The 15,202-nt window shown below is 45.7% G+C and carries 11 protein-coding genes and 1 pseudogene; 8 read left to right on the top strand and 4 right to left on the bottom strand.

Going from position 1 to position 15,202, the window contains the following annotated elements; genetic code table 11:
* Positions 1–66: 66 nt before the first annotated feature.
* Positions 67–849: a sulfide-dependent adenosine diphosphate thiazole synthase gene (locus tag MSMTP_RS06035; RefSeq protein ID WP_048178252.1), complete on the bottom strand. Its 783-nt coding sequence runs from the start codon at positions 847–849 to the stop codon at positions 67–69.
* A 631-nt stretch (positions 850–1,480) separates the two neighbouring features.
* On the opposite strand from MSMTP_RS06035, the gene MSMTP_RS06030 reads away from it, so the two are divergent.
* Positions 1,481–2,722 (top strand): 3-isopropylmalate dehydratase large subunit, encoded by a 1,242-nt coding sequence (locus MSMTP_RS06030; RefSeq protein ID WP_231582936.1) that lies wholly within the window; start codon positions 1,481–1,483, stop codon positions 2,720–2,722.
* Positions 2,723–2,746: 24 nt separating this feature from the next.
* Positions 2,747–3,241: a 3-isopropylmalate dehydratase small subunit gene (locus MSMTP_RS06025; protein WP_197076183.1), complete on the top strand. Its 495-nt coding sequence runs from the start codon at positions 2,747–2,749 to the stop codon at positions 3,239–3,241.
* 20 nt (positions 3,242–3,261) lie between these two features.
* On the opposite strand, the gene MSMTP_RS19020 is transcribed toward MSMTP_RS06025, so the two are convergent.
* Positions 3,262–3,639: a hypothetical protein gene (locus tag MSMTP_RS19020; RefSeq protein ID WP_156153699.1), complete on the bottom strand. Its 378-nt coding sequence runs from the start codon at positions 3,637–3,639 to the stop codon at positions 3,262–3,264.
* Between the two features lie 479 nt (positions 3,640–4,118).
* Positions 4,119–4,838 carry a YitT family protein gene (locus tag MSMTP_RS06010; RefSeq protein WP_048178248.1) on the bottom strand — a complete coding sequence of 240 codons (720 nt, stop codon included), beginning with the start codon at positions 4,836–4,838 and terminating at the stop codon, positions 4,119–4,121.
* Positions 4,839–5,471: 633 nt separating this feature from the next.
* Between MSMTP_RS06010 and MSMTP_RS06000 the strand changes: the two genes are divergently transcribed.
* A complete protein-coding gene (locus tag MSMTP_RS06000; protein ID WP_048178246.1) occupies positions 5,472–5,783 on the top strand; it encodes a DUF5316 domain-containing protein in 312 nt (103 codons plus the stop codon).
* Positions 5,784–7,089: 1,306 nt separating this feature from the next.
* On the opposite strand, the gene MSMTP_RS05990 is transcribed toward MSMTP_RS06000, so the two are convergent.
* Entirely contained in the window at positions 7,090–8,457 is a 1,368-nt protein-coding gene (locus MSMTP_RS05990; protein ID WP_156153698.1) for a lipopolysaccharide assembly protein LapB, read from the bottom strand.
* Positions 8,458–9,098: 641 nt separating this feature from the next.
* Here MSMTP_RS05990 and MSMTP_RS05985 point away from each other — a divergent pair.
* The 5 genes and pseudogenes from MSMTP_RS05985 to MSMTP_RS05965 all read left to right on the top strand — a co-directional run.
* The gene (locus MSMTP_RS05985) at positions 9,099–11,174 is read left to right on the top strand and encodes a hypothetical protein (protein WP_048178243.1); all 2,076 of its coding nucleotides are present in this window, start codon (positions 9,099–9,101) and stop codon (positions 11,172–11,174) included.
* 489 nt (positions 11,175–11,663) lie between these two features.
* A complete protein-coding gene (locus tag MSMTP_RS05980; RefSeq protein WP_048182849.1) occupies positions 11,664–12,938 on the top strand; it encodes an acetyl-CoA carboxylase biotin carboxylase subunit family protein in 1,275 nt (424 codons plus the stop codon).
* Positions 12,939–13,299: 361 nt separating this feature from the next.
* Positions 13,300–13,860, top strand: a complete 561-nt coding sequence (locus tag MSMTP_RS05975; protein ID WP_048178242.1) for a toll/interleukin-1 receptor domain-containing protein — start codon at positions 13,300–13,302, stop codon at positions 13,858–13,860.
* Positions 13,861–14,207: 347 nt separating this feature from the next.
* Positions 14,208–14,504, top strand: a complete 297-nt coding sequence (locus tag MSMTP_RS05970) for a hypothetical protein (protein ID WP_048178241.1) — start codon at positions 14,208–14,210, stop codon at positions 14,502–14,504.
* Positions 14,505–14,612: 108 nt separating this feature from the next.
* Positions 14,613–14,946 (top strand): annotated as a pseudogene (locus tag MSMTP_RS05965) (sodium:calcium antiporter); the annotation flags it as partial.
* Between the last annotated feature and the right edge of the window lie 256 nt (positions 14,947–15,202).

Below are 15,202 nucleotides of genomic sequence, written 5' to 3'. Positions count from 1 at the left end.
TTAAGAAAGGGGATTTTCTGCTTCCCGGCGGCTTAAGAGGGAGAAATTTGCTTTTCAGGCCCGCTTTCAGAGTTTTTTGAGGCGGTCAAGGGCAAGTTTTGCGGCTTTTTCCCCGGAAAGGAGCATGCCTCCAAAGACCGGACCCATCCGCGGGGCGCGGGTTGCGGCACTTGCAGCCATGCCGGCTACGATCAGCCCGGGATAGATTTCCTGGGTGGCTTCAACAACAAGTTTTTCTCCGATCTCGGCCCACATGGGTTTTTCCCCGATCTGCCCGAATTCCCCGATTTTTGCATCAGGGATTTTTCTCAGGATAGTGTTGCAGACCACGGCGTCGTGCCCGGTCCCGTCGACCACGAGCTTTGTGCGGATCATGAGGGGGTCGACGTGCAGGCGGTTGGTGGTGACAGGACTCCAGTTGATGACGATGCCTACGACCCGGTCGTTTTCCCTGATCATGACGTCCTCGAAACTAACCAGGTTGAAAATCTCAGCCCCTGCAGAAGTCGCTCCGCTGATCAGCTTTCCGACCGATTCCACAGAGTTTGCAATGTAGTAGCCGGATTCATATTCCTTATACCGGATTCCGAAGTCGTCCAGGATACGGGTGGCTTCCTCCTGTACAACGATGCGGGGAAACATCATGCCTCCGGCCCACATGCCGCCGCCGAGAGAGAGTTTCTGCTCGTATAAGGCGACTTTTACCCCGGCTTCAGCCAGGTACTTTGCAGCCACCAGGTTTGCAGGGCCTCCTCCTACCAGGGCCACGTCGATGTCCGTGTATTCAAGGAAAGTTTTTGAGTACTCTTCAACAATTGCGCGTGTTATGATGACTTCGTCAAGTTCCATGTTAATCTCTCATCAGGAGTTTTTAGGATTGGAAATTTGCAGGTAAACAAACCCGGGTCCTGCAAAAAAACAACCCCGTTTTGTAAACCTTTTTTCGTGACAATCGGAATTTACATTTCCATAACAGGCATTGGACTTAAACTTATTGGGATCAGGAGATAAAGAGGAAAAGGGAGCAGGAATTCCCGGAAAGAAATAGAGGGAATCTTTCCTTACAATGATAGAAAATGGCAGACAATAAAGGCCAGATCAACAGTTTTACAGACAATTTTACGGATATTTTACGAACAACTTATTGGACATTTTATAGACATTTTATAGACATTTTATAGACATTTTATAGACATTTTATAGACATTTTATAGACATTTTACGGACAATTTACAGACAATTTCCCCGGATTTATACGGGTTCTGTTGTCCAGACTTCTATAAAAAAATTCCCGGAACTCCGTTAATGTCATATACGGAAAAGGCGATTACTCTCAACAGTTCCAAAAAGAAGTTAGATTTACTGAAAAAAGCCGCACAGGGGATTCTTCAGCTAATCCCTGCATTCATAGGCTTTTTCGATCAAGCTAATTCAAAAGTATCATCAAACACTTTTTTAAGGTGATTATATGGGAAAGACAATGGCAGAAAAAATAATAAGTGAACACGCAGGCAAGGAAGTTTCCGCCGGCGACATTGTGGTCGCTGCGGTGGACGTTGCCGCGGTTCAGGACGGGACCGGCCCCCTGGCTGTCCAGCAGCTCGAGAAGATGGGCCTTGTCCAGGCTAAAAACCCCGAAAGGACTGTCCTTTTCATTGACCACGCAGCTCCAAGCCCTCACAAGGACCTTTCCAACGCCCACAAGATCCTGAGGGATTTCGCAAAGAAGACAGGCGTGGACCTTTCCGAAGTCGGGACCGGCGTCTGCCACCAGCGCCTGGTCGAAAGCTACGTGAACCCCGGAGATATCCTGATCGGGGCAGACTCCCACACCTGCACCTCCGGTGCCCTTGGCGCCTTTGCCACAGGCATGGGTTCAACCGACGTTGCTGTCGGAATCGCTCTTGGAAAGACCTGGCTCCGCGTGCCCGAGACAATCAGGATCAACGTGACCGGGGAATTCAAAGAAGGCGTCTGTGCAAAAGACCTCATCCTCTACCTGATCGGCAAGATAACAGCAGACGGTGCCACCTACAAAGCCCTTGAATTCGGTGGCGAGACCATCGAAAAGATGGCAATGTCCGACCGCTTCACCCTCTCCAACATGGCAGTCGAAGCCGGAGCCAAGACCGGCCTGATCGCATCCGACGAGACGACCAGAGCTTTCCTGGAATCCCGCGGGCGAGGAGACAAGTTCAGGGAAATTACCCCTGACGAGGACGCAGTCTACGAAGAAGTAATCGAGATCGACGCCTCCACCCTCGAACCCATGGTCTCTGCCCCCCACACCGTGGACAACACCAGCACCGCAGCCGGACTTGCAGGCACGAAGATCGACCAGGTCTTTATCGGGACCTGCACTAACGGCAGGATCGAGGACCTCGCAATCGCAGCCAAAATCCTGGAAGGCAAGCAGCGCCACCCGGACACCCGCCTGATCGTGGTCCCCGCCTCAAAAGACGTCTACCTTGACGCAATCGCAGCCGGCTACATCGAGACCTTCATCAAAGCCGGAGCCGCAGTCATGGCTCCCGGATGCGGCCCCTGTGTGGGCGTACACCAGGGCATCCTCGGCGACGGGGAAGCCTGCCTCTCCACCCAAAACAGGAACTTCCAGGGCAGGATGGGAAACACCGAAGGCTTAATCTACCTCTCATCCCCGGCTACAGCCGCAGTCTCGGCCATAAAAGGCGAAATCACAGACCCCAGGGAGGTGCTCTAAATGGCAGAAGAAATGCAAAACAACCTGAAAGGTAAAGCCTGGAAATTCGGAGACGACATCAGCACTGACCACATAGCCCCCGGCCGCCTCTTCCACCTCCGGACCAACCTTCCGGAACTCGCCAAACACGTCCTGGAAGACGCCGACCCCGAGTTCCCGAACAAAGTCCGGAAAGGCGACTTCGTAGTCGGCGGACGCAACTTCGGCCTCGGCTCCAGCCGCGAACACGCCCCAACGATCATAAAAATTTCCGGCGTAGGCGCAGTCCTTGCCAAATCCTTCGCAAGAATCTTCTTCCGAAACGCCATCAACGTCGGCCTCCCCGTCCTCATCTGCGACACCGACCAGATCGACCCCGAAGACGACCTGGAGATCGACCTTTCCACAGGCGTAATCAAGGACGTGACGAAGGGAATCGAGCTTACCTTTTCGCCGCTGCCGGATGTCATGATCAAGATTTTGAGTGACGGCGGGCTTGCTGCTCATATCAGTAAGTACGGGGACTTTAAGTTAGAGTGAAAAAACGGCTTTTACGGCCGTTATTTCTTTTTTCTTTTTTTGAGGGGATTTTTATCGGGGAGCGGAGGCTTTTGGGTTTCGCGGCGAAGGAGGAGGGGTGATTGGAGAGAAGAAACCCGGTTTTTTGGATGGATTGAACTTGGGTTTAGGGTGGGTTTTCGGGATTTTGACTCTGTACCGAAGCGACCGTTTAGTAGGCAGGTTCCATGCCCAGCCACGCTCGACGAAGGAGAGCGGCCTGCCCTTGAATTTAATGAATAAAAATAAGAGAGTGAAATAGAAATTGCATTTTTATTTTCAATCCATGCGTTCAAAAACTTGATGTGGTTTAATACAGAGTTGATGCTTTCTTTCCCAACATCTATTCTTTTAATGCAGCTTCTTAATCTCCTTGTCAAAGTGGACGGGCCTCACTTCGTTCGGAACAAAAACGACAGAAGAAACCATTCAGGTTACTCCGGTAAAGCTCTACCAAGCAATCGCTGAAACCGCCGCCGAAAACTCGTCCACTTTCAAAAAACCTGCCCTCCCAAGGTCAAAAGAACTGAGCAATTCGACAGGGCGGGGACGAGGGGAGGGAGGTTGCGAAGCGAAGGAAAGAAGGTCCGAGTAGGTTTTCAGTAGAGTTCCGGTTGCTTCGGAGAAGTTCACGCAAGCGACCCAAAACCACCAAAATATAAAAAAGAAGCTATGTCGCCGCCGGAAACTCGGCTACTTTCAAAAAGCCTGCCCTCCCATACTCAAAAGAACTGAGCAATTCGACAGGGTGGGGACGAGGGGAGGGAGGTTTAGAAGCAAAGGGAATAGGATCGGATTAGATTTTCAGTAGAGTTAAGGTTGCTCCGGCGAAGTGCACGCAAGTGCCACATGAGGGGTATTAATAATCTACAGGCATTTTTTCTTCATAAAGTTGCTCTTTTTTATCGCTAAAAAACAGTTTATATGTCCGACCCAGGGTCTCGTGGTTAATAGCTGTTGTATCGAACTTAAGCAACTTGAAGGTTGTCTGGACACAAAATCCTATTGCAAAAGCCGATATAATTGTTCCGATACCAATCATACCGCCAAGCCTCCATCCGGCAAGCACCGCTAAAAGTTCGATTGTTCCGCGGCAGACACCTACCGGTAGTTCGGTTTTTCGAGTCAGTGCAACCATTAAACTGTCCCTTGGGCCTGCTCCAAATGCTGATCCAATGTAAAAGTATGAGCCTAAAGCAATTATAAACAGTCCTGAAATCAACATTATGATTCCAAAAATGAAGTTGTTAGATACGGGTATTATATTCAATCCGAGAATCATATCAAGAAACACACCAATAAGTACCATATTTAAAATGGTACCAATTCCGAGTTTTTCTCCAAGTAATAAGGTAATTACTCCAATAATTACTCCGATTAGAATTGAAGCAGTTCCAATGCTTATCCCTATCGTTTTTGCGAGTCCGACGTGGAAAACTTCCCATGGAGCGTATCCTATATGGGCATTCAGTGTAAATACAATTCCGAGTGCATAAAGGAAAAGTCCCCATATTAAACGCATCAGACGGGTATAATATTGTTTAATAACGAAACCCCTTTCTATTATTGTTTGGAGCATATGAGTTGTATCAAAGAGTTATATATTTTGTTTTTCGTAGGTGCTTTTTTCAATTAACTTGAACTTTGTTCCATTCTTTTTTCAACTCAATTTAGTTTTTGATTTTTCGAACAAGTGCATGCAAGCGCCCCAAAAACACCAAAATATAATAAAGAAGATCAATCGATTTAAGATCGCATGGTACAAGAGTCAAAAACGCTGGCTGATTTTTATTCATTTCATGAAGCGGCTTAATCTCATTTTACAAAAAGAGCGGGCCTCACTTCGTTCGGGACAAGAAACACGGGAGACACCATTCCGGTTACTCCGGAAAAGTGCATGCAAGCGCCCCAAAACCGCCAAAATATAAAAAATAAGCTATCCCGCCGCCTGAGATTCATCCACTTTCAAAAAGCCTGCCCTCCCAAGGTCAAAAGAACTGAGCAATTCGACAAAGCGGGGACGAGGGGAGGGAGGTCGTTGAGTAAAAAAGGAAGGAAAAGATCTGGTTTTGCAATATAATTACGGTTGCTCCGGCGAAGTGTACGCAAGCGCCCCCGAAACCGCCAAAATATAATAAAGGGCAGACCCATCAATAAGTTATTAATACTTCCATAAATACCTCATAATGAAATAAACGAAAAAGGTGGAAAAGTGAGGAATTTACTTATTATCAATCTGGTAATCATTGTTATTGCGGCTGCCGCAGCGTTCCTTAAGGGTGATTCAACACTATTTATAGAGATCATAGGTTTTGCAGGTTTGGTTTTTTGTGCTATAGCGGGGATTTTGTCAGGCGTTTTTGAGAACGGGTACAGGATAAGAACAAATTATGATATTGAAGAAGCGGGGGAGCGCAGGGAGAGAAACAGATTGTCCAGAAATTTATTTTGTGTTGGCATCTTCAACATTACAATAACATTCCTTATATACAAATTCATACTGCAACGGCTTAGCACGATATAATCAAAGAGCACTTTTTGATTCGTTGACGGTAGCTCAATTTCAGAGTCAAAGCCACTTGCTATTTTTCACTCATCTCCATCCAGCTCCTTAGTCCCATCTGTCAAGGGCGGGCCTCACTTCGTTCGGAACAAGAACCACGGAAGATACCATTCCGGTTGTTCCGGAAAGTTACAAGACAATCGCTAAAACTGTCGCCGGAACCTCACCCAATTTCAAAAAGTCTGCCCTCCAATGGTCAAAAGAACTGAGAAATTCAACAGGGTGTGCGCGAGAGGAAGGAAGTAGTCGAGGGAAGGAAAGACAATCCGATCAAACTTTCAGTAGAATTCCGGTTGCTCCGGTGAAGTGCACGCAAGCGCCCCAAAACCACCAAAATATAATAAAGGAGCTATGCAGCCGCCGGAAACTCGGTTACTTTCAAAAAGCCTGCCCTCCCATGGTCAAAAGAACTGAGCGATTCGACAGGGAGGGGACGGGGGGAGGGAGGTTGCGAAGCAAAGGGAGTAGGATCGGATTAGATTTTCAGTAGAGTTAAGGTTGCTCCGGTAAAGTGCACACCAGCGCCCCAAAAACGCCAAAATATAATAAAGAAGTTATGCCGCCGCCAGAAACTCATCACTTTCAAAAAGCCTGCCCTCCCAAGGTCAAAAGAACTGAGCAATTCGACAGTGTGGGGACGAGGGGATGGAGGGGGTTGAGGGAAGGAAAGAAGGTCCGATTAGATTTCTGCATTAGAACTACGGTTGCTTCGGTGAAGTGCACGCAAGCGCTCCAAAACCACCAAAATATAAAAAAGAAGCTATACCACCGCCGAAGACTCAGCTACTTTCAAAAAGCCTGCCCCAACCAACAAAAACAAACTGATTGAATTCGAACAGAAAATGGATGGAGACACGGAAAGGAAGCAACTGAAGAAAGAACGGGTACAGGCAGTATCGAACTTCTTGATCTCATGATATCATATTGTATTAAGAATCAGGATGGTGGCGGTTACAAAAATTATTAATGATGACCAGGTAAGAACACTAACTGTTGCTCTACTCCTCGAAATGATATAAAATATAAAAATCCAGAGAGGCGCGTACTGGGACAAAAAATCAAGTTGAACATTGAGGATATTCTTTGACACAAATGCAATCGCCAACAGACAGGCTGCAGTTACCAAAGATACTTTTATTTCATCGGCCATAGGCATAGTTTTAGAAAATCTTTAATATGACATCAATCTTTTGGAATTGTAGAGATCCACAATTGATTTTTTAACCTCTCCCTGTCCCAATTCAATAAAAAGGAAAAATAAGAGATATTACAATCCACTAACTTCATCAAGGAAAGCAGGCCGCTTCTTAAATTCGGATTTAAGATCGGAAAAACGTTTTGTCCACCCTGCTTCATCATTTAAAATGTCAAGATAGATACCTTTGACCTTTCCAAGATACCTGGCTGCAATGCTGTATGTTTTTCTGGTCCCGTTCGGTATGTTTCGATAGGCTTTTTGCCAGTAGTATTCGATGATTTTTTCCGGGAAATCTTTATTCAATTCATCTGCAAACTCATCGAAATTCTCTTCGATTAAATAACCGAACCTGCTTTTTGGAGGGTTTAGAATTGATTTGAGGACTGTTTCTTTCATACCTTTATCCAGACAGATCCGCAGATAATCGTGGAAGTCTTCTTCTTTGATCTTAGCGAAGATTTCAGGCTCAACGGATTTCCAATCAGGCCCTTTGAGGAATCCTTTCAGCTTATTGTACTCGGCATAATATTTCCGTCTGGTAAACTCAAACGACTTTAAGAGAGCAGCTTTTGCACGCTTGTAGTCCCCTTCTGACCTGTAATATTCAAACAACCTGTCCAGCATGTTCTTTTCTTCATCATTACGGGATAATGCCGTCTGAACAATCCGTTCCAGATTGGCGGTATCTCCTTCTTTGGAGAAGTGCTCCCACAGAAATTCAAACAGCCATGAACAGCTCCCCTCACCCTTCAAAATCCCTTCTTCGGCTGTTTCCAGGGCTTTTTCCTGATCACCCTTCTCAACATAAAATTTAACTAGGTCCCAGTAATCCATCCCATGACTGAGGATCTGCTTGCGCTCCTGCAGGTAAGCTTCGTCATCGTGAAGATGTCTTTTCTGGATTCGCATTATCAGTTCTTTTCTCCAATCAGAAGGATGCTCATCAAGCTTTTTCACCAGATACTCCCATTCTTCCTTCGTCTGGCAGATCTCGAAAAAAAGATCCATCAGGCCATCTTCAAAACCGGAATTTTCAATGTTATACTCCTCAAAGGCTTCGTCTAAAAATTCAAGCTTTGCGGAAGTTGACAGTTCCCCTTCCACAATCAGTTTTGAAATCTGGTCAAGGTACTCATATGCTTCTTCCTCATCTTCTTCAAGCCCACCGCCAAGCCTGTTGAACTCTGATATTATATCCCTGGTATCTTCCCAGTATTCGAGCAGCAGGTCGTCATTTAGAGCTACAAGGTCTTCATTTTCCATGGTTTCAGGCATTGTTTTTTGTCGCTCTTTGAACCACTCAAGGGCCATCTGGTGTAACTCGGGTTTTTTAATCAGAAGGGTACTTACCAAATCGTACAAATCATCAGCATCAAGCAACCGTAAACGTACATATAATGAAAATGTTTCAGATTGTGTGTTGTCTTCTTCATCCATAAGTTTACCACCCTCCATTAAATGGCATGCAAATCATTCCACCAGGCTTGAATGATTACTCTGATATCAAGGATATATTAAATATCCTGCGTGGGAATCCGGCTAAACCAGAGCAGCTGACACAAAAACGCCAAAAGATAAAAAAGAAGATTTGCAATTCGTTGGCGGTCGCATAATGCGAGAGTCAAAAACATGGGCTGGTTGTTTTTACTCTTTTCATGCAGCTTCTTAATCCCGTCTGTCAAAGAGGGCTGGCCTCACTTCGTTCGGGACAAAAAAGACGGGAGACACTATTCCGGTTACTCCGGAAAAGTGCGATCCAATAATTTCGGAAAACGTCTCTGCAAATATTGGAAATCCATTCGCTTCCAGACCCCGCAGTAACAGAGCAAAACGACAAAACAAATCGATAAAATAAACCGACCAACTTTGATTTTATCTTTCCTTTAGCAAACCTGGAAATTCACAGCAGTAATCCGAGCTTAAATCAACCTGTTTCAAAATTCAGTTATTTCTCTTCCACATCGCATCCCCGGGTTTTATGGCAAAGCCGGTAAAAATAGAAAGGGTTAAATTTAAAAAAATTTATTCTGATTAGGGAATAAATTTCGAATAAATTTTCGATAGTGTGTGGAATAGTTATGGAAACCCCAAAAATAAATGTAAAAATAAAAGCCCTCGATATCAACGGGGGCGTAAAAACCTGCTTGAATGGCAAAGTTCTGCTAGGACCCAACTGGGAAGCCAGCAGCAGGGAAACTCTGAAACCCGGTGTATTTGTAATCGGCGATGAATTTGACAACGCTATGTCCCTTGAAATTGAACAGGAAGGGCTTGATAGCGGAAAAACCCTCAAAATAACGGGAATAATAGATGATCTGAAGTTTTCAGGCGAGATTGAAGGAGGCGTAAAAGAACAGACTGTTTCCACAAGGCCTGAAAAAGCAATTGACAAATTCTGTTGTAAAAAGGGAGATATAGTCTGGAAAATTGCTTATTCGGAAGAAAAAGGTGATTCTGAAGAAAAACCGGAAGAAAAAGATGATTCAGAAGAGAGTCTGGAAGAAGCTGGAGATTCTAAGGAAATAACAGAAAAAGTTGAAGATCCCGAAGAAATAGAAGAAGAAATTGCCATAACAGTTGAAACTATTCCAGTCGAGATATACTGGATATTTGGCCAGCCCGGCACGATGTTCAAAAGAGGAACATGGGTTGAGTTACTGGAATTCCTCTCCGGCGAGGTCATTAGCACCCCTGCATCAAAGGAAGAATGCATCTCGGGGGTTGTAGATTATTTCCACTTCAAACATGAGCTGAAATACGACAGTTTTTGCGGGGCAAGCCATTACGGGGTCCTTGAACACGGCGGCTTTTTCAATTTGAAAGCCTACCTTACAGGCTCGGTCCCGATTGCGAACTGCTACGACCAGGCGGCAGCTCTACAGGCAATCCTCGGCGGGATAGGGATAAACGACATTGAATGGTTGTTTCTGGAGCCTTTCGGATATCTCAACAAAACCGACCTGCTGGGCAGGGGAGAGTGCAACAATCCTTTCTTCCTGAAACACGGCCACCATGATCTAGAAGTCGTTGATGAGGACTCAGTGCTCCGGACAGGATTTGCCAATCACGCTTTTTGCGGCCTGCTAAATAAGGATAATATAATAGACATCTGTGCAGGACCTCACCCCGGAAACGATACGGCAGAAGAATATGTAGGCAAGGCCGTTGATTCGAACCTCAAACTTTACCCGGCAGCAAGGTTTGACAGGCCTGGGAAAAAAGAGGACATTGTAATAGGGTACGGAGTGGCCGATGTAGAAAGGATCGAAGCCGCAAATCCGCTGCCGTTCTCTCCGGAAAGTGCAAAAGATGAGAAAATGGATAAGAAAAAAGCAGAAAAGTTGAACAAAATCAAGGAACTGCTGGACTACCCTACAAAATACGAAAGCCTGGACCCCTATACCTTCGTATGCTGCAACTGGCCGGATCCCCTGGCAAATCCGCTCCTCTCCGGCTGGACCATGGACCTGGAGCAGGTCAGGGTTGGGTGGAAAGGCGTGCTGAAGCAGTGGTGCATGCACGACGGCGAAGAACGAATAAATATAGAAATCTACGTGTCAAACAGCGGACCAGCCCCGGTTCACGAGAGAATTTTCAAAACTCTTGCAGCAACGGCGCTAAACGAATGCGTACACCGCCCCAATCCGGAAAGCGAAAGGCACATTTCCCGCGTACAGGGCCTTAACCCGGAAAACAAAAGGCATATTACACTTACGGCTTCGACTGAGAATTATTCCCAGCAGCTGAGTGCGATATACAATGTGGGCTTTAATGTAGAAGGGTTCAACCTTGAAACCGACATAACCCAGGACTTACTCGACTGGCTGGAAAACCTGGCTCTCAACGGGGTTACGGAGGATTGGGATAAATTCCCGAAATTAAAACTTATCGAACCGGCATTTCCGGCAAATGTAGCTCTGGGAGAAACTTTTACCTGCAGGGCGGACCCTGAAATCAATGAAAACAAAAGTCCGTTTTTAGAGTTTTTCACCTCAAACAAAAACGTATCACTGGAAGAAGAATCCGACCTGACATTTACGTTCAAAGCCCTTATCCCGGAATATACACCTATCGGCCTGGTCTTAACCGATCGCGAAACACTGCTGTCAACTTCAAAAGAAGTGGGCATAAACATATATGATCCGGAAGCTTAACCGGATCCAAAAAATGTATGATCCGGAAGATAAAACAGGCTCTGAAGAAATCCCCGGAAGCGGAAGATTTGCATTTGCAATCCTGCTTCAGTTCTTCCGGTGATAATTTATTTTTCATTTAATTCTTCACAGTGTTCTTCATTTTCCTTTTTCAAATTAACTTTTTATTTTTCAAATTAACTTTTTATTTTTCAAATTAACTTTTTATTTTTCAAATTAACTTTATATTTTTCAAATTAACTTTATATTTTTCAAATTAACTTTATATTTTTCAAATTAACTTTATATTTTTCAAATTCATACTCGACTAGCTAAGCCTGGACAGCAAAAACGAAGCACAAACATCATGGCAAAAAAATAATCAAAGATAATTATATGTCCTTGTAAATAAATAGTATAAAAGGGGGAATACGAAATACTCGTAAGAACGAGTGGTAAGTTGATTCCCTCGATTAGTAAAGTAAAAGGGACATGATTGAGGGGGAATACATGAAAAAGAACGTTTTCATTGTTGGTATGGATTCATTCAATCTCAAGAAACTTCAGAGGCTTCCGGAAGCCGCCGAGTGTAACTTTTATTCCGCGCTCGATGCAGGTGAAATCCTGGACGTTCCGGGCTATGACATGGGGGAGCTGATTGCCAGGGCCAGGGAGCGGATCGAAACGACTCCGGGGGAGACTCACGCCATTGTCACTTACTTTGATTTTCCGGCAACGGACCTTGTACCTATCCTTGTCGAAGCTTACGGGGTGCCTGGACCGAGTATGGAAAGCATCTTCAAATGCCAGCACAAGTACTGGAGCCGGCTTGAACAGCAGAAAATAATCCCCCATAATATTCCGAAGTTCTGCGCTTTCGATCCTTTTGATGAGGAATCCTGCGCCCTGATCGATATCAAAACCCCGTTCTGGATCAAGCCGGTCAGGTCCTTCAGGGCTTTTCTGGCGTACAGGGTGGACAGTGAAGACGAGTTCAGGGAATACATCCGTGAAATTCGTGAAAAGATCGGCTTCCTCCACGAGCCATTCCGTTACCTGCTGAAAAACTACGATATACCGTCCGAGTTTGCGGACATGAAAGAGAGCTGCCTTGCCGAAAGCCCCCTCTCAGGCCGGCAGTGCACCGTGGAGGGCTACGTGCTGAACGGGGAAGTGGCAATATACGGAGTTGTCGATTGGGTCCTTGATGAACACTTCTCCTCCGTCTTAAGCTACGAATACCCCTCATCCCTCCCTGACCGGATAAAAGATCATATGGCAGGGGTCTGCAGGAAGATTATCAAACACGTAGGGCTGGACAATTCTGCCTTCAACGCAGAATTTTTCTATGACCCCGACAGCGACGAGACCTACTTGCTTGAAATCAACCCGAGGATGTCACAGTCCCACGCCGACCTGTTTGAAAAAGTGCACGGCGTCTCCCACCATAGGGTTATGCTTCAGATCGCCCTTGGCAGGAAACCGGCCCCCTTCGAATGGCAGGGGAAATACAATTACGCCGCAAAATTCATGCTCAGGACCTTTGAACCCGGAAAAGTGGTAAAAGTCCCCACAAGGGAAGAAATCGCCGCGATCAAACAGGAAATCCCGGACACCATCATCAGGTCCCTTGTCAGGGAAGGCCAGCAGCTCTCCGAATTCCAGATCCGGGACAGCTACAGCTACGAACTCGCAGACATCTACATCGGCGCAGACGACCGCAAGGGACTGGTTGATAAATATAACCATATCCTCAGCAAGATTTCCTTTTCCATCGAGAGATGAACACAAAAAGAGAAAAATGAGATATTATAATGGGAGATTATAATGGGAGATTATAATAGGAGATTATAATAGGAGATTATAATGGGAGATTATATTTAGATATAAATAAAATGGCAAACAAATAAAGAGGTAAATAAACAGAGGAGAAATAAAAAGGGGGAAAATTATTTTGCAAAAAGACGAAAAAAAAACAACTATTCAGCCGGAACCGATTCCCAGTCCTGAACCGGGACCTGTCCCATCACCGGAACCTGTGCCCAGTCCGGAACCAACCAGAAAACATGAGGACAAAAAAAGTTAACTTCGTGTTGAATGCGGCTTGAAGGATAAAAAAGCAAAGCAACCCTGATGCGACCTAACCATGATCACAAGAGTCTACATATCTCACTGTGAGCAGGACGAGCCCCTTGCCCAGGAACTGGCCCGGGCCCTCTGGGCCGTGGAACTGGAGAGTTTTTATTCCCTGTACAGGAAAGCCCAGTCCCTCTCCCGGGCAGAGCGAATACGCTTCGGGATCCGGCAGTCCGACTGCGTAATAACAATCCTGACCCCGGAAGGAGCAAGAGCCCCGGAAGTAAACCAGGAACTCGGCCTGGCCGTGGGAACTGACCAGCTAATAATTCCACTTGCAGAAGCAGGGGTGGAACTGCCCTTCCTGATCCGTCACCTGAATCCGATCAGGTTTTCCGCGGATGCCTATGAAGACGCCATGGGTATGTTGATACAGAATATAAGGCAGATAACCAGGCTGGACTGGCTGAAGATAAAATGCCCTTACTGCGGGGAAGAAATGACCCAGTACATCTCACCGCAAGAAGAGGTAGACAGGGCCCTTCTCAGGGGAACTAACCTGGAAACCCTGTGCAGCTACTGCCAAAGGGCTCTCTTCCTTGACCCGAGGACCTTCAGGCCCTTAATCTAAACTTACTTTGAAGTTGATCTGAAACTTGCTTTGAAGTTGATCTGAAACTTGCTTTGAAGTTGATTTGAAACTTGCTTTGAAGTTGGTCTGAAACTTGCTTTGAAATTGATCTGAAACTTGCTTTAACGTTGATTTGAACTTGCTTTGAAGTTGACCTGAAACTTGCGTTGAAATTGATCTGAATTTGCTTTGAAGTAGATCAAAATTTGAGACCATCAATAAACAAAGGGGGTAAAGAGATGGAAGCAAAAGTTAATCAACCCGATATGAAGCAGCATAAAGTGAATCAACATAAAGTAAACCAGCCAGATACGACACAACATAAGGTAAACCAGCACAGATTAAACATGCCTGAAATAGATAAGCCTGAAGTGGGCGAGTCCGAAATCAAAGGGATTGAAACCCTATCTTACATGGAGAAAAAGCATTTGCTTGCCCAGCTTAGCCGGGACAGGAAGAAAGACCCGAAATCCGGCCCATGGGAAATCACCGACATCCGAAGAGGGGGATGGGAAACCATCAAGGATTACTTGATCCAGCCCATAAAAATCGAACTCAACGATTCAGGAAAAGAAGAAACAGTAAGGGTCTGGTTTGATATCACGGACCTGGAAAGAGAACTCGAAGCCGGAGAAATTCGGTAAGAAAAAAAGCACTTCTGAGAGACACATACCACTAAAAGGTGCATAATGGTTCAGAATTAAAAATGTCAACGAATAAACATAAAAGTAAGACAGATTCTATCTAGCTTCATGGTGCTGGTTAACGCCGCCATCCTCCTGGAAGGTCTGGTCCTGCTGGTCAAGGGTTCCGACTACTTTGTAAAAGCAGCCTCAACTATCGCAAAAAAAACTCGGGGTTTCGGAATTCGTGATAGGCCTGACCCTGGTTGCGGTGGGGACCTCAATCCCCGAACTTGCCTCCTCGGTAGCCGCCTCACTGCAGCAGGCAAGCGGCATCGTGGTCGGGAACGTGGTCGGCTTGAACATAGCAAACATATTTTTGATCCCGGGAGTTTCGGGCCTGCTCTTCCCAATATCGATCGGGGAGATCAGCGTCCTCCTGACAGCTCTTTTCATGACATTCATAAGCACGACCCTCCTATCTTCATCGCCACAGGCTGGGAAATAAAAAGGTGGGAAGGAATTGCCCTGGCGGTTCTTTATGCGGCTTTTCTGGTAGTTTTGCTCCAGATGACTTGAAGTCGAAAGAAATGAGAAAACGTACATGAAATTCTCATAATAACAGGCACATAAAATGAAAGTACACAAAACACACTTTCATGCCAAAAGAAGAAAAAAAGAGGAAAAGGAAGAAAAAAACAATTCTGAGTTTCCTTACA

The sequence above is a fragment of the Methanosarcina sp. MTP4 genome (genome assembly GCF_000970045.1).
In the GTDB taxonomy this organism is placed as follows: Archaea; Halobacteriota; Methanosarcinia; order Methanosarcinales; family Methanosarcinaceae; genus MTP4.
Note: the sequence above shows the minus strand (reverse complement) of the source record. Positions and strands in the feature narration are given on the sequence as shown.